Origin of the sequence: Candidatus Vicinibacter proximus (genome assembly GCA_016713905.1) — a bacterium.
Lineage (GTDB): Bacteria > Bacteroidota > Bacteroidia > Chitinophagales > Saprospiraceae > Vicinibacter > Vicinibacter proximus.
Genome location: JADJOE010000003.1, coordinates 2038616 through 2065486 on the forward strand (window position 1 = coordinate 2038616; position 26871 = coordinate 2065486).

At 40.0% G+C, this 26871-nt stretch carries 15 protein-coding genes; 6 read left to right on the forward strand and 9 right to left on the reverse strand.

Annotated elements, in window-relative coordinates; genetic code table 11:
• Positions 1-220: 220 nt before the first annotated feature.
• The 3 genes from IPJ83_16735 (at position 221) to IPJ83_16745 (ending at position 3622) form a co-directional block, all read left to right on the forward strand.
• Positions 221-1087 (forward strand): caspase family protein, encoded by an 867-nt coding sequence (locus IPJ83_16735; GenBank protein MBK7882181.1) that lies wholly within the window; start codon positions 221-223, stop codon positions 1085-1087.
• 251 nt (positions 1088-1338) lie between these two features.
• Positions 1339-2808, forward strand: coding sequence for a sodium:solute symporter (locus tag IPJ83_16740; GenBank protein MBK7882182.1), 1470 nt, complete (start codon positions 1339-1341; stop codon positions 2806-2808).
• A gap of 1 nt (position 2809) precedes the next feature.
• Complete coding sequence (locus IPJ83_16745) at positions 2810-3622, forward strand: N-acetylmuramic acid 6-phosphate etherase (GenBank protein MBK7882183.1); 813 nt, start codon at positions 2810-2812, stop codon at positions 3620-3622.
• 44 nt (positions 3623-3666) lie between these two features.
• Here the strand turns inward: IPJ83_16745 and IPJ83_16750 are convergent, their stop codons facing one another.
• From IPJ83_16750 to rlmB, 4 genes are all read right to left on the reverse strand, one after another.
• Positions 3667-7752 carry a gliding motility-associated C-terminal domain-containing protein gene (locus tag IPJ83_16750; GenBank protein MBK7882184.1) on the reverse strand — a complete coding sequence of 1362 codons (4086 nt, stop codon included), beginning with the start codon at positions 7750-7752 and terminating at the stop codon, positions 3667-3669.
• A gap of 189 nt (positions 7753-7941) precedes the next feature.
• The gene (locus IPJ83_16755) at positions 7942-8475 is read right to left on the reverse strand and encodes a gamma carbonic anhydrase family protein (GenBank protein ID MBK7882185.1); all 534 of its coding nucleotides are present in this window, start codon (positions 8473-8475) and stop codon (positions 7942-7944) included.
• A 2-nt stretch (positions 8476-8477) separates the two neighbouring features.
• Positions 8478-9365 carry a TraB/GumN family protein gene (locus tag IPJ83_16760; protein ID MBK7882186.1) on the reverse strand — a complete coding sequence of 296 codons (888 nt, stop codon included), beginning with the start codon at positions 9363-9365 and terminating at the stop codon, positions 8478-8480.
• Between the two features lie 97 nt (positions 9366-9462).
• Positions 9463-10203 (reverse strand): 23S rRNA (guanosine(2251)-2'-O)-methyltransferase RlmB, encoded by a 741-nt coding sequence (gene rlmB, locus IPJ83_16765; GenBank protein MBK7882187.1) that lies wholly within the window; start codon positions 10201-10203, stop codon positions 9463-9465.
• A gap of 49 nt (positions 10204-10252) precedes the next feature.
• On the opposite strand from rlmB, the gene IPJ83_16770 reads away from it, so the two are divergent.
• Positions 10253-13819 carry a T9SS-dependent M36 family metallopeptidase gene (locus IPJ83_16770; protein ID MBK7882188.1) on the forward strand — a complete coding sequence of 1189 codons (3567 nt, stop codon included), beginning with the start codon at positions 10253-10255 and terminating at the stop codon, positions 13817-13819.
• Between the two features lie 118 nt (positions 13820-13937).
• Here IPJ83_16770 and IPJ83_16775 read toward each other — a convergent pair whose 3' ends face one another.
• Entirely contained in the window at positions 13938-14912 is a 975-nt protein-coding gene (locus IPJ83_16775; protein MBK7882189.1) for a Fic family protein, read from the reverse strand.
• A 442-nt stretch (positions 14913-15354) separates the two neighbouring features.
• Between IPJ83_16775 and IPJ83_16780 the strand changes: the two genes are divergently transcribed.
• Complete coding sequence (locus tag IPJ83_16780; protein ID MBK7882190.1) at positions 15355-16632, forward strand: aminotransferase class V-fold PLP-dependent enzyme; 1278 nt, start codon at positions 15355-15357, stop codon at positions 16630-16632.
• Positions 16633-16639: 7 nt separating this feature from the next.
• Here the strand turns inward: IPJ83_16780 and IPJ83_16785 are convergent, their stop codons facing one another.
• The gene (locus tag IPJ83_16785) at positions 16640-17008 is read right to left on the reverse strand and encodes a VOC family protein (GenBank protein MBK7882191.1); all 369 of its coding nucleotides are present in this window, start codon (positions 17006-17008) and stop codon (positions 16640-16642) included.
• Positions 17009-17305: 297 nt separating this feature from the next.
• Between IPJ83_16785 and secDF the strand changes: the two genes are divergently transcribed.
• Positions 17306-20401 (forward strand): protein translocase subunit SecDF, encoded by a 3096-nt coding sequence (gene secDF, locus IPJ83_16790; GenBank protein MBK7882192.1) that lies wholly within the window; start codon positions 17306-17308, stop codon positions 20399-20401.
• 455 nt (positions 20402-20856) lie between these two features.
• On the opposite strand, the gene IPJ83_16795 is transcribed toward secDF, so the two are convergent.
• The 3 genes from IPJ83_16795 to IPJ83_16805 all read right to left on the reverse strand — a co-directional run bounded on the left by IPJ83_16795 (position 20857) and on the right by IPJ83_16805 (position 26871).
• Positions 20857-21729, reverse strand: a complete 873-nt coding sequence (locus IPJ83_16795) for a hypothetical protein (protein ID MBK7882193.1) — start codon at positions 21727-21729, stop codon at positions 20857-20859.
• 2 nt (positions 21730-21731) lie between these two features.
• Positions 21732-22370, reverse strand: a complete 639-nt coding sequence (locus IPJ83_16800) for a class I SAM-dependent methyltransferase (GenBank protein ID MBK7882194.1) — start codon at positions 22368-22370, stop codon at positions 21732-21734.
• A 79-nt stretch (positions 22371-22449) separates the two neighbouring features.
• Complete coding sequence (locus tag IPJ83_16805) at positions 22450-26871, reverse strand: gliding motility-associated C-terminal domain-containing protein (GenBank protein ID MBK7882195.1); 4422 nt, start codon at positions 26869-26871, stop codon at positions 22450-22452.

Sequence of the window (26871 nt, forward strand, 5' to 3'; positions counted from 1 at the left end):
CCTAAGAAATATAATTTTTCTTGTCTCTATTCATATTATTGCCGAAGAAAATTCACCCTAAAAATGCAGGTAAAATCCTGTAACAATAGAAGAAATATCCCCTTGATAAAGGCCCTTACCTAATGACATCTTTGTAGTATCAATTATAATTTATTGTAGTTGTAGGGGATTCCGAAAACCTGTTAGAGTAGGAAATTAAATAACTATTTAAAAATAAATTATGGCAAAAAGAGCAGTAGTGGTCGGAATAAACGACTATGCACCAATTGGTGTCGGAGGACCGGATCTTCGAGGTTGTGTTAACGATGCCAGAGATATGGCTAACACTCTGGTAATTTGTGGTTTTCCTGTTCCTAACATCAGAATTCTTACAGATAGGAATGCAACTAAAGCTAACATTTTAAATTATTTACGTTGGCTGGTTAGCACTTCTGTTCGTGGAGATTCCATAGTATTTTATTATTCTGGACACGGGACAAGAGTCACAAATGTAGGTGCTGATCTTGAAATAGAAGGATTGGATGAAGCAATTTGCCCTCATGACTTCAATACAGCAGGATTTATTACTGATGATGTGTTTAAATCCATTTTTGATACATTGAAGCCTGGTGTGAATCTGGAAGTAATTTTTGATTGTTGTCATTCAGGAACCGGAACAAGAATTCTATTCGGACCAAACTTTGAATTAAATCGCATCGGTGTGGAGAATGACGAATATTCAGCAGTAAGAACTATTGAACCAATGTTGGAAGATGAATTTTATTATGCTTTTCATAGGGAATTCGAAACAGATGAAAACAAGAAGGCTTTACCACTTAAAAAAGCATTAGTGCCTGTTTCTACATTGAATCATACCTTGTGGGCAGCATGCAAAGATAATCAAGTGAGCATGGAAGGAAATATAGGCGGTTCTATAAGAGGATACTTCACTTACCACTTTTGCCGATGCCTTCGTGCAGTATCTGGAAACATTACAAGAAGATTACTGGATGCCCAGGTCGCAAATGCACTACATGCCATGGGTGCAGCACAAATCAACCAAACTGAATCAAAAAACACTGAATTTGCTCAAAGGATTTTTACTTAAAAATCCTGGTGTGGTAAATTAAAAATCTGATATCTATCACAACTGTTTAAAGTACTATGGAAAAGAATATATCATTCCATTAGTTTATATGGTGTTTTGTTTGTTTAATTAATGCCATGAAGATCTGATCCATGATTGGTTCATTCATGGCATTTGCCTGTTTACGTGAACCTGTGACAATTTTTCTAAACCAAATAGGATATTCTCTCAAGACTTCTCCAATTTCCCCTATTTTCGTCCAAAATTTCAACATGTCTCAGGCCTTGGTACTGCTTATTGTTTTGATTGGATATTTCTGTCTGTTGATTGCCATTTCTTTTTTAACAGGCAAGGACAACTCAAACGAAAGTTTCTTCAGTGCCAACCGCAATTCAAAGTGGTATCTGGTAGCGTTTGGGATGATAGGTGCTAGCTTGTCTGGGGTAACATTTATCAGCATCCCTGGTGTAGTAGGTGCAGGAGGCGTAAATCAGAATTTCAGTTACATGCAGATGGTTTGGGGGTATTTGATCGGATACATGATCATCGCAAACGTCCTCATGCCGATTTATTACCGATACAACGTTACTTCGATTTATGAATACCTCAATGAGCGACTGGGCATTCATGCCTACAAGACCGGAGCAGCGTTTTTTCTTTTATCCAGACTGATAGGCTCCTCCTTCAGGATGTACATTGTGGCCATGGTGATGCATCAATTTATTTTTTCACATTATCATTTGCCATTCTGGCTCACTGTTCTGGTATCCATTTTCCTGATCTGGGTTTATACTTTCAGAGGAGGAATAAAAACCATCGTAATTTCTGATACGTTTCAGACCTTTTGTATGATTGGTTCACTTATCCTCACCATTTATTTTTTGAGTGAAAAATTTGACACCAGTTTTTTAGGATATTTCAAAAAGGTTTTAGCATCTGATTATGGAAAAATATTTTATTTTGATGCGGGGTGGAGTGATTCAAACTACTTTTTCAAACAAGTCATTGGTGGCATGCTCATAGCACTGGTCATGACCGGTTTGGACCAGGACATGATGCAAAAAAATCTTACCTGCCGAAATCTCAAAGAGGCCCAGTTAAACATGTTTAGTTTTTCTATGCTGCTGTTTTTTGTGAATTTTGCATTCTTGTCCTTGGGCGCAGGACTTTATCTGTTTGCTGCTCAAGAAGGCATTGCTTTACCTGCTAAGTCTGATCAATTGTTTCCGATGATTGCATTCAACTACCTCACCGGATTTGGATCCATTTTATTTCTGCTTGGTCTAACAGCTTCCAATTACGCCAGCGCAGATTCTGCATTGGCATCTCTGACTACATCCTATTGTATTGATTTTTTAAATTTCCGGACGGTGAAATGGGATGAAAATAAAAAGAAAAAAATCCGAACTCTGGTGCATTTGTCTTTTTCACTCCTGATATTTCTGGTCATCATTATTTTTTATTGGTTGAACAATGATGCAGTTATCAATAAAGTGTTCCAGTTTGCAGGATATACCTACGGTCCGATCTTGGGTTTGTTCAGTTTTTCGATTCTCTCTAAAAGAAAAATTAAATTTAATTCCTGGCTACCGGTTGTTTGTATTGCAGCACCATTACTTACCTATTACATTAATGAGCATTCCAAATCCTGGTTTGATGGTTTTACATTTGGAAATTTATTGGTAGCAGTCAACGGAATAATTTGTTATTTAGGTTTGTATCTGATCTCTTCAAAAAAATAGCATGCAAGAATTTAAAAGAACTACAGAATCAGAATCAGGACATCACGATTTGGAAAATAAAACAGTTTCTGAATTGCTTAGAGGAATGAATGAAGAAGATCAAACCGTACCAAATCAGGTGGCACAATGCATTCCTCAAATAGAATCCCTAATCCATGAATTGGTACCCAGAATGAAAGAAGGTGGAAGATTATTTTATATTGGCGCAGGAACAAGTGGAAGGTTGGGCATTGTGGATGCATCAGAATGTCCTCCTACATTTGGAATTCCTCATGGATGGGTCATTGGCATTATGGCAGGTGGTGATGGTGCCATTAGAAAAGCAGTTGAATTTGCAGAGGACAGTGAGACCCAGGGATGGGATGATTTGCAAAGTTACGGAATTGATTCGCTAGATACCGTAATCGGCATTGCCGCAAGTGGAACAACACCCTATGTCATACACGCATTAAAAAAATGTCAGGAGAGAAATATTCTCACCGCTTGCATCACTTGCAATCCCGGTGCACCCATAATCCATTTTGCAGACTTCCCTGTAGTGTGTGAAGTAGGTCCTGAATTTCTGACAGGTAGCACCAGACTAAAATCCGGTACTTCACAAAAATTAATTCTTAACATGATCAGCACTGCAACCATGATTCGCCTTGGCAGAGTAAAAGGAAATAAAATGGTGGACATGCAACTTACCAACAACAAACTGATTGATCGTGGTGTACGTATGATTGTTGAATTAAAATCAATTCCTGAATCAGAAGCAAGAAAAATTTTATTGGAAACAGGGAGCGTCAGAGAAGCACTATCGAAATTAAAATAAAAGTATAATATTTTCTAAATTCAAAAAACGCTAAAAACCTTATATTATCTGATCAGACTTACCTCACCCGATAATTTTTTCTCTATCCCGGTTTTGAATTTTACCACAATATGATATACATACACACCAGGTATTAGATCTTGTCCCTTGAACTCCCCATTCCAACCGGTATGGTAATCGTTTACAGCAAAATTTGTTTTATTAAAAACCTGCGCTCCCCACCGGTCATAAATCTCCATTGATTTTACTTCAGTCACTTCATCCACATCCCCAAACACGGTGAACCCATCATTAATCCCATCCCCGTTTGGTGAAAAAACATTGGGTACATAAACATGATTCTTGCGCACAAAAATGATCAGATCGTCCACATCATAGCAGCCATATTTATTATATACTGTTGCCTTCAACCTTGCTTCTCCATCCGGCTTAAGACTTATAGATACACAAGTATCGCAGGAAATATTTGTATTTACATCCCAGTCAAGACGAACATAAGCTCCATTTATTTTTGCATCCACCAATACAATCTGTCCCAATTCAATTTCTCTGTCCACACCTAAATCAAGGTCTACACTTTCAGGTTTAATCAGCGTAATTAAAGTATCTATGGAACACAAATTTTTATCTCTGATAAATAATTTATGCTGACCCGGAGATAACGAACTGAAAACAGGATTGCCGGTAAAATTTATCCCATCCAATGAATATTCAAAAGGAGCTGTTCCGGATAAAATATTTTTTACTTCCAGTACACCTACACTGTCTACATCAGGACAAGGGATAGGGGTCACTTGCAATTCACTGATAAGGGGTAATGGTAGTTTGACTAAAGAAATCGAATCCAGATATACACAAGATCCATTAATGGTTTTTGCCTGATACACATATCGCCCCGGAGGCAGCTCCTTGAAATTGAGCTGATCTCCGATCAACTGTGGACCATTTAACACAATATTTCCTACACTATCTTGCAAGTAGGATCTTAGACGAATGAAATCTCTCTCATTGGCACAATAGTTAATGGTTGTATCGTAAAATAATTTTCTGGTAGGACACAACAGCGGACTACATTCCAAATCATCTCCTATACGCTCACTACATGGTCCTCCATCAATGGCAAAAAGTCTAAAAACAATGGTATCCTTTAATCCCTGCAAACTAATATGATAAGTAGTATCCGAAGTACGGTGTCCGTTTTTACCTTTTAATAATTGTACACGATAGTCCTTAGCCCGTGCAACTTTTTTCCAGCGGAAAGTAACTGAGGTGTCCGTTGAAAAACATTCTATTTCCGGTTTTTCAAGAGGCGGCAATACTTCCACATCTTTAGTGGTTTCGTCCAAACAACCCTCCTCATTCAATTTTAACTTTATAGTTTTTTTACCCGGTTTGTCCCATTTAATTTCAAAATCCGACTTGCTCAAAGTCCGGATAAATCCGTTGGCTAAATTCCATTCGAAAGAAGTAGTATCCTCCTTCCGCCCAAAAAATCGCAACAATAAAAATGAATCCTGACAAACAACACTGTCCAGATTAAACAATGCAATGGGATTTTCCCTGATCAAAATATTTTTTTGTGCAGGATATGTACATCCTGATTCAGAATATTGTGCAGAGATTCTGTGAATCCCTTTTCCGGCAAGGATCGGATCAAAAATGCCCTGCAAACTGTCCACAATTCCGGGACCGGAAAATACCCATTTTCCCTGTGCCGAAGGTCCGGAAATTTCTCCGGATATCATTACGGTATCCACACCGATATTTAAACAAATAATATCCGGAGCACTAATCTTAGGACTTCGGTTAGGACAATCGATCGCTTTGCAATTCAGTATAAAATACTGATCGCCACACACACTGTCGTGCTGCACCAAACGTATCCCAACTTCTTCTCCCCTGCCCAGGGAATTAAAAACAAAACTGGAATCTGAAATCCGGTTACCTGTATTCCCTTTTATAATCTCGGTGGTATAATGCACATTGGAAATGGAATCCCAAATAAAAACCACAGCAGTATCTGAGGTAATGCATTTTACAAATGGAGGTGGCAGCGGCTTTTTAACCAACAAATCATCGCAAAAATCACTGGCGCATCCCTTGCGAATGGCTCGCATACAAATTCGCTTAACGCCTTCACTGGAAACCAGATCCGAAAAATGATCCACGCCCTGTGGAAGCACACTGTCTTGTTGAAATAATCTGAGGATTCTTTGATCTCCGGATGGACTATTCCACCTTATCCTTACACTGTCCCCAACACACAATAATTTATCCTCTATAGCAAAATCTGCCGAAGGATATGGCAAAGCAATTAATCGAAAAGTAAAAGTCTGCGGACATTCCACACCATCGGGATAAACGAAAATGGTGGTATCTGAATTTACTACCCAGTAATCTTGAAAAACAGGACAAGTCAAATTATCGCAGGCGAAAAATGAAACTGAATCCGGCTTAGGTCCGGAGTATTGCACATTCAATTTACTGAATCGGATGGTATCTCCTGCGCAAACTTCTACATCAGCAATTTGTAATTTTGTTATAGGCTCGACGCGCACAGGAACTCTTAATAAATCCGTACAAATTCCATTACTGGCTTTGATAAATAATGCGGTATCCTGATCAAACAGGATAAAACTATCCTGAATCTGACTAAGGGAATCAATCGGCAGGCGGGAATAAAATTGAATAACTGCATTTGAATTTTGTACATCCATAATAGAAATGTCTGACAAATACAAAGTATCTCCTTTACACAATTTAACCGGTGCGTTGAGCCTTAACTCCGGCTTAAGTCTGGAACCTTTTACCTCTATTTGAACAAAATCTGCACAATTATTTTTTGGACCGGTTGGCACTTTTAATACTAATCTGTACACGCCCGGAAGATTAACTTTTGCATCCTGATTGCTAGCAATGGTGTCCCCTTTATCATTCAACCAACAATAATCATTTACAGGCAATCCATTAAAACTGGAAGAATCTGCATACAGGTACACAAGCGTATCTGTACAACTAAGATCTCCGGATTTATAAGCTTTTGCAACCAGCTTATTGATGGTCAGATCTAACCTTACAATGGAATCGCAATAAGGTGGGATTTTTGATTTTTTTAAAACAATATATTTACCTGTACTGTCAAAAGTTTGGTTGTCAATTTTTAAAACTCCGGGCCAGCAAATCGTAGTATCCAGCGATCCATCTTCTACATCCAACTCTTCAACCGTTACACTTACGATGCTGTCACAATTGAAACTGTTTTTCAAATTCAAGACCGTAATTCCGGGACCAAATGTTTCATTTCCGAGCGTATATAACCGTCCTTTACAAACATAAAAGGGACCTAAATCTGTAGGCGGAGAATCATCACCAATGAGCACATCCAGACATACCTCATTTCCGGTATGACACACATTCAATCCCTTTACACATATTTGTCCCTTTCCGGGAGTATCCCAAAGAACTTCCACTTCATTATCATTCTCCCGGAGGATGCTTCCATTCACCACACGCCATTGATATTCGCAGGCACCAAAAATTTCAGCAATTTTATACGTAGCAGACTTACCAACACAAAATCTGGTAAGACCCATAATTTTGCTGTTGGTATTTGGAACTGGAGCGGTTGCGCTGCCTGCCGTAACCGTAATATCTACATTACATTCATTGGGACCGTTACCATCCCACACGAGATAATAAATACAACCCGGTTTCAAAGGTGCGTTTGTAGAAAAAGCCCAGGTTTGATTGGCATACATGTTGGTGTTGCAATTGGACACCAGGGTGAAGCTGCTGCAATCCGGTGAGGAATAAATGCCCATCTCCACCCCATTTGCCTGATTACATGCCGAAACGGCTACATTGATGGAAAGATTTGGAGAACCTGCCACAAATGCCAACCATTGCATGCTGTGAACTACCATGGTACAAAACCCGGGAGGAGACTGTCCCATGATGGTGTTGGTAGTCCTTGCAGAAACCCCATTGAGATCACAGACGACGCAAGCTCCGGAACAATCATTAGATAGCGGTACAGGATTTGGTCCGCAAGGGGAATGCATCTGTCCAAAGCCTACGCTTTGAAACAAAATCCAGAGTACTACAAGTTGGCTTACCCGGCGTAGATGCATTTGCTAATTTAATCATTTTAGACCGGTAATAACTAACCGACCTGCCAGGTTAATTCCAAGATCATGCCACTTTATACCATCTTGGCTTCAACTTAAAAGAAAGCAACATATGTAAGTAAGTAACAGCTAGCTTATTCCTAAAATACCTGCTGTGAGGATACTTCCGGCTTAGCTTAAAAAAAAATAAAATTATTTTTCAAATTCTTCCTGTGCGTCAAACCAGGAAGCATACATCTGATAATTATCTGCGGTGCGCTGGATAAAAAACTTGAAATTATCCGCATCCAAAGGTTTAAGTTTACGGGCCGGAATTCCTGCATAGATAAATCCGGATTCCAACACTGCATGTTCCGGTACCAATGCACCCGCAGCAACAATAACGTGGGATTGAATTTCCGCATGATCCATTATGATTGCACCCATTCCAACCAATACTTCAGGATGAATTTTACACCCGTGTATAAGGGCTCGATGTCCGATACTTACGCGATCACCGATCTCTGTGATGGATTTTAAGTAAGTACAATGAATGATCACCCCATCCTGAATATTCACCTGTTCTCCTATTCTGATGGAGTTCACATCGCCTCTTACTACCGCCTGAAACCAGACACTACTGTTGGCACCTATGACGACATCTCCTATAATGCTTGCATTGTCTGCAAGGTAACAACTGGGATCAATAACAGGGGTGAACCCACGGACAGATTTTATGAGTGCCATAATTACTTTTTCAGAACTGGTTCCACCACAAAATTTTCTTTTCTCAACAAACTGATTACACCTTCCTTACCGCCGAGATGTCCTGCGCCTACTGCAAAAAAACAAGGTTCCTCTTTCATCACTTCAGCCATGATCGGAATCCATTTTTTATTCCTGTTGTTCAACATCATATCGAGATAAGGATTAAGCGCTGTTTCTTCGCTTGAGATGGATTCAGCAAGTTTGTTGAGATCCTGGGCGATATACGACTTGATCATCTCTTTTAACCCTGATGATTCCTCATCATTGGATTTCAAGGATTCTACAAGCATTTGCGCCTGTGCCTTGTATGGAATGCTATCAAATACGGACAACTGAAACGCAACGGTCTCTAAGCCTTTGACAGGAATAGATTGCTTCTTTGCCATTTCATTAAATTCCATTTCGTAAGACTTTATATGTCCTTCTTTGAAATTCTGTGGATTCATTTCCGGTGAGCCGAAGGCACTTAAGAACATTGGTTTCATGCGTTCAAAGAACATCATAGGCAATCCCATTTTTTCAAAATGCGCGGACACTAAATCGTATTCTGTTTTGGTCAACAAATCTGCCAATGAAGTATCGTTGGCCATAAACATCTGATCCATCACACCGGCAAGATTACTCATGTCCATCATTTCATCCATCGCAATCTCCAAATACAAATTACGCGTTTGACGGAAACATTCCTCTGTTCCCTTGGGTAAGAAATAATCTTCTGTAGGAATCATATGTATAGTACCAAACAGATAAGAGGGCTTTTCTAAGCCATTGCCGGATATTTTCCAAAGTAAAGCATTGGAAAGAGAATCCTGTGCATAAGTAAAGAGGTTCGATCCCAAAAGGGATAAGAGCAAAAATATTTTTTTCATTTAAATAAATTCATTGCGTGTACTTGCAATTTTTTTTTACAAATAAATTTTATAATAAAATATTATCCTATCAATGAAAATCAGAATAGCCGTCAGATTAATCCTGCTCGCTTCGCCATTGATAAAATATTATTCCTGCGGAAACGGAAACGTTCAGAGAATTGATGTGTCCTGCCTGAGGAATACTGATCGAATAATCCAGACAGTTTTTAACTTCAGGTGAAATCCCAAGATCCTCTGCCCCCAAAACAAAAACTACTGAAGTTTTCAAGTCTGCTTCACGAAGATGCAGATCAGCTTTCTCATCTGCACCGAGAATAACAAATCCCATCTTTTTTAGTTCGCGAAGGGTATGCACAGGATTGTTGACTTTACACACCGGGATCCTGAGGAGGGCTCCTGCCGACACCTTAATCGCTTCCTGGTTGACTGGTGCACTGTTGCGACTTCCTATAATGAGTCCGGTAATACCCATGACCTCAGCCGATCGGGCAATGGCTCCAAAATTATGCACATCCGTAACCCCGTCCAGCAAGGCAAAACAAGGATTTTGGCCTGCTTCAAATGCCATGTGGACCAAATCTTCCACTTTGTGGAATTCAATCGGGCTGATCATGGCCAGAACCCCTTGATGATTTCCTTTACACAGCTTATCCAACTTGGTACGCGGAACGGTCAATACGGACACTTTATGTTGTCTGGATAATTTTATTAACTCTTTTAATACCTGATTATCAAGGTAATCCCCGAGATAAACTTTTTGTAAGATTTTTCCGGCAGCGAAAGCTTCGTGTAAAGCGTTCTTACCGATTAACCAATCAAAATTTTGCTTTGCCATAAATTCTCGAAATATCGTAATTTAGCCACTTCTAATCAACTACCACATAATGAAAAAAATTATCTATTTTCTCCTTATTATTAACATTTTATACATTAATAATAGTTTATTCGCTCAAAATTTACAAGCCCTAAATCTGGGCAGACAATATCTGGAATCCTCAAAATCCGCTTGGAATTTGAATGCTACAGATTTGAAAGACTTGCTGGTGACGGACCAATATCAGTCTGACCACAATGGCATGACCCATATTTACTTCCAGCAAGCCTACAAAGGTATTCCGATTTACAATGCAGTTACCTCTGTCCATGTCTCCAAAGAAGGAAAAGTTTTTGACAGCCCCTGCCGCTTTATAGGTAACCTTGAATCTAAAGTCAATGCTACCCAGCCAAGACTCAATGCGCTTCAGGCTCTTGAAAAGCTGATCTATCATTATGACGTAAAAAATGCAGTCCTGCCGTTGGAAAAAAGACGTAGCAATGATAAGGAGCGCTATTTTGAAAAAACTAATTTTACCCATTCCGATATCCCTGCCAGATTGATGTATTTCCAAACTAAAGACGGAAAACTCCGTTTGACCTGGGATGTTTCCACAGATTTCGTGGACAGGGCTGATTACTGGAGCACAAGGGTAGATGCCATTACAGGTGAAATACTGGATCAACATAACTATACGGTGAAATGTAGTTTTGGCCATCAGCATCAGGAGAAATGCCTTGAACAGCATGCAAGCGCTGAACAACAAAAAAAGAACCAGCCTGTCATCAACGGAAATCAAGGACAAACCAATGTTTCGCTAGCTCCCAAACCTGCAGCAACGGTGTATAATGTTTTCCCGTTTCCTATAGAGAGTCCACTTCACGGAAACCGTCAGTTGGTTTCAGATCCAGCTTATCCGAATGCATCTCCTTTCGGATGGCACGATACCAATGGACAAGCAGGTCCTGAATTTACCCACACTCGTGGAAATAACGTAAGTGCCTATTTGGACAGAAATGGAGACAATGCGAACGATGGAGAAAGAGCAGATGGTGGAACATCCTTGAATTTTGATTTTCCTTTCGATCCTAAAAAAGAACCTGCTACTTACACTAAAGCAGCAGTAACGAATTTATTCTATGCAAACAACATGATGCACGATATTTTGTATCAGTTTGGATTTGATGAAAAAGCAGGAAATTTCCAACAAAATAACTACAACAAAGGTGGAACCGGAGCCGATCAAGTACTTGCTGAAGCACAGGATGGCAGTGGAACCAACAATGCAAATTTTGCTACTCCGCCGGACGGATCTTCAGGCAGAATGCAAATGTTTTTATGGACTGCTGCACCAGGTGAAGTAAGAGTGGATGCACCTTTGGAGATCGAAGGCTACCTTTCGGTCAATGGACCAACTGGCTGGGGAGGTAAGGTGACTACCACACCAATTACAGGAGAAGTTGTATGGTCTGATGACGGTGATCCGGGAAACGAAAAGAAAGGATGCAAAGACGCTCAGAAAAAATCCAAACTCGATGGCAAAATCGTCCTGATTGAAAGAGGACTTTGTGACTTCAGTGAAAAGACTTTCTATGCGCAAAAAGCTGGAGCAAAAGCAGTTATCATCTGTGGATTTGATGAACAAAATGTCGGCATGGCAGCAGGAGTAAATGCTGCATTGGTTACCATCCCAGCATATTATGCACGAAAGTCAGTATGTGATAAAATTGCACCATTTGTAGGCAAAGGCCTGGTCATTACGATAAAAACACCTGAAGATACCAATGCCGGACCGGATAGTCTGGATGGTGATTTTGACAACGGAATCATCACACATGAATATGGCCATGGTGTATCCAATAGACTCACCGGCGGGCCTGCACAAGCCAATTGCCTTAGTAATGCAGAACAAATGGGAGAAGGCTGGAGTGATTTTATGTCACTGATCATTACTGCAAAACCTGGCGACAGGCCCGAACAAGTAAGGGGTATCGGTAATTTTGCTACCTCCGCACCGATTGACGGAATTGGCATCCGAAGAAGACCTTATACTACCAATATGTCTATCAATGAATTCACCTACCACAATATCGACGCAGAAGAACATAATCTTGGTGAGGTGTGGACGGCTATGCTTTGGGATCTTTATTGGGCCATGGCAGATAAATATGGATTCGATCCAACTTTTTCCAATAAGAATGCAGGCAATAATCGCTGTATTCAATTGGTCATGGATGGGATGAAGTTGCAACCTTGCCGCCCTGGATTCGTGGATGGTCGAAATGCCATATTGAAGGCTGACTCTATTGCGTACAAAGGAGAAAATTCCTGCCTTATCTGGAGTGTGTTTGCACGAAGAGGTTTAGGATTTAATGCAAAACAAGGAGATTCTAATTTGGTCGGAGATGAAACCGAAGATTACGAATCTTATCCTACTTGTATAAACAAAACGGTCATCGCAAAATCAGCACCGTATGTAGTCAAAGCCGGTCAGGAAATTACCTACAATCTTAGCGTTAGAAATCTACGCGCAGGAGAAGTAAATAATGTAGAAATAGAAGACAACATTCCCGCCGGTTGTAGTTATGTAGCAGGATCCGCAAGTCTTAATCCAAAATCTGTAACGGCAGACAAGATTACCTGGGACATCAGCAATATGAAATCACTGGAAAATAAAACCATAACTTATAGAATTAAAACCGCTTCAGACAAATATTCCAATACCCGATTCTTTGATGATTTTGAAGACCCGAACACAGAATTCAATTATGATTTTTACCAACGCAAAGGAAACGGTATTTGGCTTTGGGCAGGAGGAGAAGGTTATCAAGGAAGTACAGCATGGATTTCAGAAAGTTCAGCTTCAGAAGAAAGAGATCACTCCTTCAACAACATAATACCAATTGATATGGGTGACGAAATAACTTCTTTATTGTTCTATCATAAAATCAATACCCAAAGCGGTATTGATGGAGGATTTGTAGAAATTTCTGAGGATGGTGGAAAAGTTTGGAACCTATTGAAAACAGATGATTTTCAAATCAACACATACGTAGGCGGAATATCTTATAATGCCATCGGAATTCCTTTAGTGCAGGGATTTTCCGGATACACTAAAGATTTCATTCCTTCTGTTGCAAGTCTTGAAAAATACAAAGGCAAAAAAATCAATGTGCGCTTTAGATTTGGAAATGACGACGCTACTGAATCCAGCAACCCTGGATTTAAAGGATGGATTGTGGATAATCTGGAGATCATCAATCCTTTTTTCTACAATACGGATTTTTGCATCAAGACAGGATTAGGCGAACAATACTGCGTAAATCTTCCAGGCAAAGGAACTTTGGTGGATTCTAAAAAAGTGGTGGGTACCAATAACCCAAGTGATGTAAACGGAACTGCAGCGATTTATCCAAATCCTGCAAAAGAAATATTAAACATAAAATTGGAAGCTAACCATGGCGTTAAACAAATCAATTTGTTGAATCTGAATGGCCAGGGATTAAGTTCCAAATATGTTTTTGGTCAGGAGAAACAATTGTTGCAATTCAACACGGACCATTTACCGAAGGGTGTAATTATCGTAGAGTTGATTCAAGAAAATAAAGTCAGCAGTTCTAAAATTATTCTGAAATAATATTTCTCTTAAAGATAATTAAAAGCCGTCCACCAATAAATGGGGACGGCTTTTTAATTCCCAAAACTATAATCAAACTCACTAACTGAAACTGTGAATTTTAATTCGAATATGGACACTAGCCGGAACGTAAAAGCTTTCTTTCCCGCTTGCGATTATTTATGTATTCTTTGATTGCTGCCGGCCGCGTATACCAAATGCGACCTTCCTTATAAGAATCTATTTTTCCCTGTCGTGCCAATAAACTAATATACTCTTGTCCATAAGGCAAAGCGGAATCTTCCACTAAATCTGCAATTGGAACATATTCATCCGCGTAATCTTCCAGATTACTGAGATAGATGCCCAGTGATCTGTCAGCAGCCCTGGCAATCAAACGAATCAACAAATCATAGTGGCCCTGATTTGCACGGTTAAGGGCCTGATAATATTTATTTCTGTCTACCTTAAGAATGATGACCGGTGGAAACGCCCATTTCATCAGCAACAAATTCATGATCAGCCTGACAGTCCTGCCATTCCCATCAAAAAAGGGATGTATCCACACAAACCGATGATGAAAAATACTGACCTTCACCAAAGGGTGCATGCTTTGATCGTCCCTACTCACCCAACCGATGAGATCTGACATGAGCTCGGGAACTTTCAGTGCATTGGGAGGAGTAAAATTAGCACCGAGAATGCGTACCCCCGAATTCCTATACCTGCCTGCAAATTCCTTCTCTATCTTACTCATGACCAATTCATGGATATCCAGAATATCCCGCTCCTTCAGCAGGTAATCGCCGGAAACCAATTCCTCCAGGTATTCTATTGCTTCCTGATGATTCACCACTTCAAAATGCTCGCGCAAACTCTTGCCTGCCACCGTCATCCCCTCTTCTATCACCATCCTGGTCTCCCGAAGATTTAAGGTATTGCCTTCTATACTGTTACTGTTGTAGGTCCATTCCAAATTAAGACTGCTCCTGATGGATTGTACCACCGCACGGGATAAAGGTCTGTGCCTGTCCAAACGCGTCTTTTTGAGGTCAATATTCAGCAATACTTCCTTCAAATCATCATAAGCATATTCTTTTACAGGCCATACCATACACAAATATACCTAAATATTTAATATCGTTTATATTTTTTATAATTTTTACCGATATTTAAATTTAAAATTTTTAATAAATGCATATATTTATTGACGCTTCTAATTATTTAAAATAGGTTAATTCTTACACCCTTCAAATCCTAAAAATTCAATATAAATGCTTTATTTTCAAAAATATATAATGATTTAGGATTATGGCATAATATCAACCAGAATTTGCCAGGGGGCTTCATCGCATCTGTAAATATGGGTCAAAAAATATCTACAAACCATTTTAATATCGGTTTAAAATATTTTATTATATTGCGATTATTAGTTATATGTTTTGATTTATTTAATGCTTTTGATGGACTTGCAGACCGTATTTCAGAACTTGATATATTTTAAAATAATGGTTCTTTCCGCTTATATTTGTTCGTAATCCACTAAACCTCCGTTCATGCAAAGACGAACCATTTTTAAATTATTGGCTGCCTCTTCAGCCGGTATTCTCTCTCCCTCCAGTTTACTGAAGGCTTCCGGGGATGAGTTCAAGCAAGCTGTTAATGACCTTAATCGACTCTCCCCATCAGACGATGAAACATTCTGGCATCAGATCCGGCTGGCCTATTCCGTATCGCCGACGTTAATTAATTTGAACAATGGAGGAGTTGCTCCCTCACCGAGGGTTGTGCAGGAAGCGGTGGAATATTACAGTCGAATGAGCAACGAGGCTCCTTCCTACTACATGTGGCGTATTCTTGACCAGGGCAGAGAACCTTTAAGACAAAAAATGGCTAACCTTGCTGGTTGCAGTGTTGAGGAATTAGCATTCAACCGCAACTCTTCTGAGGCTTTGGAGACCATCATTTTTGGGTTAAGACTGAAGGCAGGTGACGAAGTAGTACTGACCAAACAGGATTATCCGAACATGATCAATGCATGGAAACAGCGGGAAAAAAGAGAAGGTATTGTGCTTAAATGGATAAATTTTGAATTCCCGATTGAAGATCAAAGATTCATTGTGAAGAAATTCGAGGAGGCTTTCACTGATAAAACCAAAGTGGTTCATATTACCCACACCATCAACTGGAACGGACAATTATTGCCTGCCAAAGAAATTGCCCTGGCAGCTAAAAAAAGGAACATCGAAGTATTAGTAGACGCTGCCCATAGCTTTGCTCATTTCCAATACAAGATCAGTGATCTGGAGTGTGACTATTTTGGTACCAGTTTGCATAAATGGTTATCCGCACCTATTGGAAGTGGATTACTGTATGTACGCAAAGAAAAAATTAAAAACCTTTATCCAATGCTCGCCGCGGCAGATCCGGAAAGTGAGGACATCCGGAAGTTTGAAAGCCTTGGGACCCGCTCATTTGCCCTTGAACAAGCCATCGGGCAGGCGATTGATTTTTTCCATTTAATTGGCGCTGAAAGAAAATTCAACAGACTCCACGAACTTAAAATGTATTGGGTCAACAAAGTAAAATCACACCCGAAAGTCAAAATAATTTCTCCCCTTTCCAAAGAATTCAGCGGAGCCATTTGCTCGGTATTGGTTGAAGGTAAAACTGCAGGTCAGTTGTCTGAATTTCTTCAAAATGAATACAAAATCCACACGGTGGGCATTGATTGGGAAAACATCCACGGGGTAAGAGTTACCCCAAATGTTTACACCATGAAATCCGAACTCGATAAACTGGTGACCGGAATCTTAAAATTTGCAGACAGCTGATAAACTCCTAATGTTGGAACAAAGCACAGAAGGCTCCGGCCGGATCCTGTATCACGGCGTATTTGGAGGATCCCCCGTATGGTTTTGGGCCTGAAATAATTTTGCCACCGCTTTCCTGAACAGCCACCAGACTTAGCTCCAAATCTGCTACATTAAAATAAACCAACCACACCGGAGGAAGCCCTTCATTGGCACCTCTTGAATGGCAAACTCCGGCTTTTGTAAAACCATCTGTCGGACTGTTGAGACAGTAGTCCTCATAGTTACCCATGGATACTTCCTGCACCGAAAAGCCAATCACCCTGGCATAAAAATCTTTGATTTCCAATGCATTGGGTACTGTCAAATCCGCCCATTGGAAGGCTCCGATGTTAATTTTTTCACTCACTTGCTGATGGTTTTTTCAAAGATAGCTCTTTTACCCAATTGGAATAATTCTATCACTCAATGCATTATACCCACTCGCCGGACTGTTACTTCCTTCTCATTTTTTCCCTGGTTTTATCACATATTAAATAAATATAATATATTTATAACTATTAAAATTCAATTATTTATATATTATTAATTATCATCTATGTTATCTTCTTTTTTCTGATTTTTCATGCGGTAGTCTGCCGAATAGCTGTATATTTGCGGAGTTTTTTAAAATCTATTATAGAAATTACATATTATGAAGGAAAAGGGTATTGTTAAGTGGTTATTGATTGCCATGTTGGTCGTCTGTGTAGTACAGCTGATGTATTACCTTCCATCCATGAGGGTGGAAAGAGATGCAAATGATTATGCCAAGACTAAAAGCACAGGCATCACTGATGAAAATTTGGCTTACCAGGCCGAAAAACAAGCCAGAATAGAATATCTGGATTCCATGTCCGACAGGACCATTTTCAGTATTCCTTTACTCAAGGATTATTCTTACAACGACCTGAAAAAACAACAGTTGGCACTGGGTCTCGACCTCAAAGGTGGTTTGAGCACCATCCTTCAAATTGACTTGAGAGACTTTCTTGTTTCTCTTTCCGGCAACAATCAGGACCCGAATTTTAAAACTGCTCTGGACAATGCCAATGAGCGGTTGAAGAACAGTCAAGCCGATTTTATCAGCTTGTTTGTAGATGAGTATAAAAAAGTATCCGGTGGCAAAAATCTTGCTTCCATATTCTCCAGAAGTGCGACGCTTAAAGACCAGATCAACATCAACTCAAGCGATGCTGATGTGAACCGGGTAATCCGCCAGATGGCAGACGAAACGGTAGATCTTACCTTCAAAAGAATCAAGGATCGTATCGACAAGTTTGGTGCCATCCAGCCAAACATTTCCCTTGATAAAACAAGAGACATGATTTTGGTGGAGTTGCCGGGAATTGACAATCCTGAAAGAGCGCGCAGATATCTTCAGGCATCTGCCAAACTTGAGTTTTGGGATGTTTTCAGGGTGAACGACCCGGGGATCTTTGATGCTTTTGTAAATGCAGATACCAAATTAAAACAATTGGCTTCCGGAGATACCTCCAGTGTCGAGAAGAAAAATTTCAAACTACAAAACAGATACAATTACACCAGAGACTCTTTGGGTAATATATTAGACTCAACACTTGCCGGTGTAGACACCATTCCAGACAATCTAGACCCATTGGGTGATCGCGGACCATTGTTCGCTATATTCAGTCCCAATGGTGCTTCTCAGCAGGGTTTAAGTTATGCTCCTGCAGTCATGGGGGTTGTGGAAAAACAAAACAAGGAGAAATTTCTTGCCATGATCAACAGGGCTGAAATAAAATCTTTGTTTCCTACAGACCTTGAAATCAGGCTTGCCGCAAAAGCATCTAAAAACAGCACAACCAATGAAACTACCAATCAGTATGAGGTGTATGCCATCAAGAAGAGATTGGGCAGTGAAGGAGCAACTTTGGACGGAGAACGCGTTACAAGAGCATTTGCCCAACCGGACAACGTTACAGGAGGTACTGTCGTGAGCTTGTCTATGGACAGCAAAGGAGCTAAAATTTGGGGTGACATGACTACCCGTGCAGCTCAGGACAACAATCGTGAGATTGCCATCTCCCTCGATGATGAAGTGGTTTCCTGCCCTAGAGTAAATGAACCTATCCTGGGTGGAAGTTCTCAGATTTCCGGTAACTTCTCCATTGATGAAGCAAAAGATTTGGCCAACATTCTCCAGGTTGGAAAATTACCTGCAAAAACGAGAATAGTTCAGGAAGCATTGGTTGGACCATCCCTTGGAAAAGAAAATATTGAAAGGTCCCTTTGGTCCATCTTAGGTGGATTTTTCCTCGTATTGTTGTTCATGTTGATTTACTACACCGCAGGAGGTTTTGTGTCCATCATAGCGCTTTTCCTAAACATCGTCTTCATTCTCGCTGCATTGGCCTCCTTTGGTACCGTATTAACCTTACCGGGTATTGCAGGGGTGGTTTTGACAATGGGTATGGCCGTGGATGCCAACATCATCATTTACGAACGTATTAAAGAAGAGCTCTACGCAGGCAGAACTTATCTGCAATCCATTATAGAAGGTTTTAAACATTCTCTTTCTGCCATCATAGACTCGCACGTTACGGCCTTGCTATCTTCCATTGTACTCTTCTACTACGGATTAGGTCCGGTAAAAGGATTTGCCCTGGTTTTGATCATTGGTATCATATTCTCGGTATTTACCTCGGTATTGGTTTCGCGTTTGATCATCGACTGGTGGTCCGGCAAAGGAAGAACCATGTCTTTTGCCTCAAAAATGACTGCTCATGCTTTTAAGAATTTTAATTTTGACTGGGTAGGTAACAGAAAATATGCCTACATCTTTTCAGGAATTCTTACGGTCATTGGATTGGTTTCCTTCTTCACCAGAGGTTTTGAATTAGGTGTGGAATTTAAAGGAGGTTATTCCATCAATGTGCATTTTGACAAAGACGTTGATGTTGAAAAATTAAGAAACTCTTTGACTAAATCTTTTGAAGGAAATCCGATTGTTAAAAGTGTGGATACTAAAAATACTTTTAACATCACCACTTCCTACTTAATCAACGACAATTCCCCGGATGTAAACAACAAAGTAAAAGCAAAATTGCTGGAAGGTGTGAATGAAGCCATCGGGTCACAAATAACCACGGAAGAATTCAACAATCACGATGGAAAAGGAACTCATATCATCTCCTACAGTCAGGTAGGACCGGTTATTGCCGATGACATTAAGAATTCATCTTTGAAGGCCATCATATTCTCGTTGATGATCATATTCCTGTACATTTTTATTCGTTTTTACAAATGGCAATACAGTGCAGGTGCCATCATTGCATTGGCGCATGATACATTAGTGGTGTTGACTTTCTTCTCTTTGTTCCATGGCATTTTACCTTTCCCGATGGAAATTGATCAGGCGCTCATTGCAGCGATCCTCACGGTCATTGGTTATTCGATGAACGATACGGTAATCGTTTTTGACAGGATTAAAGAATACCTGAAAATGGATTCTGACAAATCCGAAAAAGAATTGATCAATGCCGCCATCAATACCACCTTGTCCAGGACCATCAATACTTCCCTCGTAACTTTGCTCACCATCGTAATCTTATTCTTCTTCGGTGGAAGCAGCATCAGAGGATTCTCATTTGCATTAATGGTAGGAATTATCATAGGAACCTATTCTTCCATTTTTGTGGCCACTCCAATTTTGGTAGACCTTTCAAAAAGTCTAAAAATCAAAGCGAGTAAAACACAAAAAATTGGAACCAAAGTAGCCAAAGTATAATTCACTAAGTTATATACGATCCAAAAACTCCCGATCTGAATAAGGTCGGGAGTTTTTTTTTCGATGATTTCACAAGGTCAATTTTTCTTTATTTGTATCCGTACAACAATTTCGCAATATTAAACTGGAGCTTTCCAAACACTATGTTAATTCTCATTATCTGATTATTCCGTTAGCCGCTTTCGCGCCTGCCTGCCGACGCAGTCAGGCAGGGTTCCATCACTTATCGTGCTGTCGCACGATACTCTGCTTAACGCAGAGATCGTTCAGTCATCCCAGCGTCAAACATTACGTTTATTTAAAGTAGTACCAATTAAAATGTACGTGAATTTCAAGCTAGGAAGCTCGAAATAACCACGGTTGTTTGATACCCTCCAGTTTCAAAGTAATTTCGCTTACAAAAGGTGAATTTTAAAAAAAAATGAATTCCATTTAGTTTAAAAATTTCTTCCATATCAGCTGAATAAACTCCAACTATGTTCATAATAAGGAATTCTTGCAGGACCAAAACCTTCAAAAAATCTTCGTACGCCCGGAATGTCCGAGCCCTCAAAATCAAGTATCTTATGGGTGGCAGAATACTTTTTAATGAGTTGATCAAACAAGGCATACATGGCTTTTTGCTTTTTGCCTGCTTCTGAATTAAATGAAATCAGATAACTGATTCTGCTTCCATCATCGGTAAACACCCCTATGCATAGAAGTTTATGATCTGCAGAGCGTACACCCAGCAACCATCCACTTCCATTCGAAATCAACCAATTCAAAAGTTTCTTAAATCTTATAAGATTGAATTTTTGAAGATAAGAAAATTCTTTTGCATGTACATCCAACCAAGTTTTCAATTCATCCACTGACACAGAATAATCAAAATAAAAATCACTGCTGTTTGCCTTTTCTATACTTCGCTTATGATGTGCAGAAAAACCATTGATTCCATTTTGTGCATAACTGTCCATATCAAGAATCAAATTGGTTCGCTCTCTAGCACCCTCAAAAAAAAATGGAGTTTGGACAGCACCAAAATAAAACCTTTTCTCTAAAGCAGATTTCCAACTCCTCCAATCAGATTCCGAAGGAATGTTTTTACCAATGATGTTTAACTGCTGACAAAAATCCTGCCGGTACACTTTTGCAAGACCAAAATACTTTCGGTTATAAGCTACAGGAATTCTTTGATTGGTTTGCTTGTTAAAAAATGCCCCCCAGTGATCACAACTAATGTCCAAATATTCTGAATGCCATTCTATTTTAGATTCAAAACTTTCTTGCAGGACCTCATTCCATTCAACAGTGTTAATTTGCTTACGCGATTTCCATTCCCACATGTTCACTTTTTAATTGCCAGTGTAAGCCCATCTCTCAAAGGTAAAATGAATGCATCCCAATCTCCGCTTTCACTTACCAAGGAATTAAAGTGATCCAGCACTGTAGTTTCCTGATCCTTATTTTCATCCAGTACTTTTCCATACCAAAGTACATTATCCGCAATCAACAAAGCACCCTTTTTCATCAGCGGAGAAACCAGCGCGAGATATTCCGGATATTGTTTCTTGGCTGCATCTATGAAAACTATATCAAATTCCAAATCAAGATTACTAATTCCTTTAAGGGCATCTTGTTTATGAAAAATTATTTTGGAGGCCAATGGAATTTCTTTTTTTACAAATTCAATGATGTGATCATAGGTATCCACAACCTCGAAGGTGTGCAACAGGCCATCCTCGTCTAATCCTTCCGCCAAACACAGCGCACTGTAGCCGGTAAATGTCCCAAGCTCTAAGATACATTTTGGTTTTTTTAGCTTTGACAACAGACTCAACAACCTACCCTGCGAACTGCTGCTCATCATCTGTGGTGACAAAGTTGATAAATGAGTTTTTCGTTCCAACATTTGGAGATAATCGGGTATTGGCGAACTTTTTTGATCGCAATATCGCATGAGTTCAATTCCTAAATCTGCTATCATTTATTACAAATTAAATTTCTTCAGTATGAAATTAATTCATGGAAATAGATTTAAGCTAGCTAACAAACCAGACAACATTTTATCTCACCACCGTGATGTCTCCATAATATTTCAGTATGGCATCTCCATTTTTAACTTCCAGGTAATAAACATAGACTCCGGGATTCACTTTTACATCCTTGAAAGTGCCGTTCCATCCCTGAGATGGATCATCTGATTTAAAATTGCTGTGATCAAAAACTGCTGCACCCCAACGATCCATGATCAACATGCGCTGCACCAAAACATCTCCTGTGTTACTCACCGGATAAAATACATCATTGGTCAAATCACCATTAGGACTGAAGACAGATGGAACAAAAACTTTTACATCTGTGGTCACTTTAATTTTAATCACTGCTTCATCCGTACAACCATTCTCATCCGTTACGACTACTTTGATTTCCTGATCTTTGTTGGCTGTGAGTATAGGATTTGGACAATCACTGCAACTCAGTTGATCAGCAGGAGACCAAACAATAGATTTGGGATTGCTACTGTTCTTAATGATTAGATTCAAGGTCTGTTGTGTACCGGCCTGTAATTGAATTTCCGGTATGAGATCCAATTCCACTCCGCTGGTAGTGATGATGTTGATGGTTTGATCAAACGTACAACCATTCCGATCCTTGATTTTAATCTGGTACATTCCTTGCGGAAGTCCGTTGAAATCCGGATTGGCCTGGAATGTTTTTCCATTGTCAAATGAATATTGGTACGCGGGCGATCCTCCATTTATTTGAGTCACCACAATTCTTCCATTGTCCAATCCGCAACTTGCATCCGTCCTGTCAATGAGTGCGGATCTTATTCTTGCAGTATCTTCTACCACTTCAACTGTTTTGGTAGTGGTGCATTTATTCCGGCTGAGTGTGACCACACAAGTGTACAATCCGGGTACGGTCACTGCAAATTGCGGTACACCGCTTCTGAAGCCATTTGGCCCAGTCCATTGGATGTTGAAGCCTTGAGGATTGATCTGCGCTCTAACAGGAGCTGATGACCTCAGACAAGTAATAGAATCTGCCAGCAAATCTACAGTAGGCGCCAAGGTATCAACACCAATACTTAGATTTAAAACACGCTCGCAATTTAAATTATTGGTAATGGTGACCTGATACGTACCACCACCGGATACGACCGGATTTTTATCCGTGCTAGAAAAATTATTTGGACCGGCCCAATTAAATCGCAAGGTATTGTCTAATGCGATCAGATTCAAATTGATCATTCTCCTGTTACAGGTGATGGTATCGTTTCGCAGTTGGGCATCGGGTAAAATTCTAAAATCAAAAACACGAATGGTATCGGTTCGCTCACATCCGAAAGCATTGGTAATTTTTACCGTATACAATCCTGCTTCGCGAACTTTTGCAGAATCTACATTACTGGTAAATCCATTTGGGCCGGTCCAGTTAATTGAACTGATATTCTGCATGCTGCTGACCAATAAAACGCCTTGATTATTTCTACAACTTAAAGAGTCTACCAATTTCAAATTGATATCCGGTAAGTCTCCAAATTTTGCAAGATACAATTGCGAGGTAGCTTCACATCCATTCGCATCAATCACTTTCAAGATATAAATTCCGGAATCCTGAACAACAGGATTTTGTTGCATGGAACTAAAATTATTTGGGCCGGTCCATTCATAACGGACCCCTTGGGTGCTGGATCCACCTTGCAGGTTGGTCTGAAGTTTATTGCAATTTAAAGTATCCCCTTTTGTAAATACATCCGGCAATACATCTTTTTGAAAAACATAAACATTTTCCACCGTTTTGCAACCGTTGGGGCCTGTAACTTCTATGAAATACCAACCTTCTTTTGTAACCGGCGTTATTGCCTGAGTGGACGTGAATCCTGAAGGCCCTATCCAAATGAAACTGGTATTTGCACTGATGGACTTGATGCTGATGTTCGCAGTGGTCTTACAAGTGATGGTGTCGGCAGCTATGGCAACGGTCGGTTTGACCAAATCTTCCAGAACTTGCACAGTATCTGAGTTCTCACAACCATTTTTTCCAATAATTTTTAAAATATAAATCCCTCCCCGATTAATCAGTGGAGCAGATTGAGATGAAGAAAAATTATTTGGACCGGTCCATGCAAAGGATGTTACCTGAGGATCTGCATTTACGCTTGGTACAATTCCATTGTTGAAACAATTGATGGTATCTGCATCCAGACTTAAAGCGGGTAAATTTTTATCTTCTGATAAGAGTATTGCTCCGGTTTTAGGACAACCATTTTTACCGGTTACGACCACTATGTATTCACCCGGATTGTTCACGACCGGATTTCTTAAATTGGACGTATAACCATTGGGGCCACTCCAACTGTACTTCAGTTGATCATCTGTAGACACCTCTAGTTGATGATTCAATTTGATGCAATCCAATGTGTCATTTATGAGCACTAATTGTGGAGTATCCAGATCTTTATAAATTTTGACCATGGCAGAATTCAGACAACCATTTGGCGCCTGAACGATGAGTATGTAATCTCCGGAATCAGTGACAGCATAACTGCTGTTATTTCCTAATATTCCCGTAGGTCCTAACCAGTCAAATCTGGCACCGGCGGTATTACTGGTAGCAGATATTTGCACAGATGTTTTTAAACAATTTAAAGTATCGCTGTTGGAAATTCCAAGATCCGGAATGGTCTTGTCCATGGCCACATAAACTGAATCAAAACCGGGACATCCTTCTTTTGTCAACAAACGCACAACATACCAGCCGGAATCGCTGACTGATATTTGCTTTTGTGAAGAAACAAAACCATTCGGTCCACTCCATTGCAAGGTACCTGTGGTGTCTGTATTTTTTAGTTTGACATCCACCATTGAATTTCTGCAATTAATGGTATCGGTTATAAAATCTACCGGAACGCTGGATTTAAAATTCACCACAAAAAAGGAATCTGTTTTTTCGCATCCGGTTGAATCTACGACACGCAGATAATGCCATCCTGTGTCTTTTACAAAAATGCTTTGCTTCGATATTTTATTTCCACCGGGATAGGTCCATTCAAAACTTGGTTTTGCACTGACGGAATATCCGGTGATCAAAACAGAGTCTTGTCCGCAACGGATGGTGTCACCATCAATGGATAAATCAACATCTGTCCTTAGGTCTTTGACAGTTACTTTTCCGGTGGCTTTACAACCGTAATCATCTGTGATGGTAATATCATAATCGCCCGGTTCTGTAATATTGAAATCCGTTGATTTGGTGTAGGTGTACCCGTTGGGGCCGGACCAATCAAAAGTAACTCCGGGAACTCGTGATTTCGCATCAATGGATCCTTTTGGATTTTTACAATCAATGTCTGTTGCTTTGAGTGTCAGATCAGGTGGCTTCACACTTCCTCCTACGGTAACGCTCACTTCTTTGGTGCAACCAAAAGGGCCGAGCACTTTCAATTTATAAGTTCCAGGTGCATCAATGACTGCTTTATTGGTTTTATCACCGCTTACAATTTTTCCATTGGTGGTCGTCCATTCGTAGGTGATTCCTGCTCCTGAAGAGGAACCTGAGCCATCCAGTGTAAGTGGTCTGTTATTGCAATCAATGTCATCCGGTTGTGCAATGTCCGCCATGAGTTCATAAACGGTGACCGTGACTTCATCTTTTTCTTCGCAACATTCGATAAATGAAATATCATCCAATCCACACAAACTGAACATTCCTGTACCTCCATAATTTGCGAAACAAATATTTGCGGAGGTAGAAGCCCCGGAATTCCAGGTAAAAGTTCCGTCATTCTCCAGACACAATCCGCTTAATGCATCCACCTGCCCAATTAAATTTCCATTGATCTTCACACCAATTGAGGGTGGAGAACCAAGCAAATAAAGGATTCCAAAAACCTTGAAGTAAATTTTATAAACTGTATTGGGATTTACGGTAACAGTTTGACAAAGTATATTTACTGCAGGTCCGGTAGGCGTAATGGCCATGGTAAATGCTCCGATGTTTGGGTTGCAACCAAATGCAGTGGCAATCTGCGGCACCGACATCACCATATAACCACCCGTGGACATCACAAAATTGTTGAGGTTGGTGTAAGGTGTATAGGAAGAAGTAGAGGGTGCGATGCTGCCATTTTCAAATCCGCCGTTGAGAAATTTGTTGCCTGACATGCCTCTTGCAGTCAAGGTGTAGGTCGTGGTGGACATCGGATTGGCAACCGGATTAAGAACATTCGGGTTGCTCAATCCATCAGGCGGTTCCCAGGTATAGGTACTAAATCCGCCGCTTATATTTGCGTTGAGCTGTTTTCCGACCCCTTCACAAATAGTGATGTCAGGGCCTGCATTGACCACAATATTACAACCATTTGGCATAGCGGTTTCCGATACAGGTTTTACAAACTGCTCACTCCTAAATTTTAATTGTGCTCCAGCCTGGAAAGAAAAAAATACTGCACACAGAATTAGTATCCAATTACACTTCAT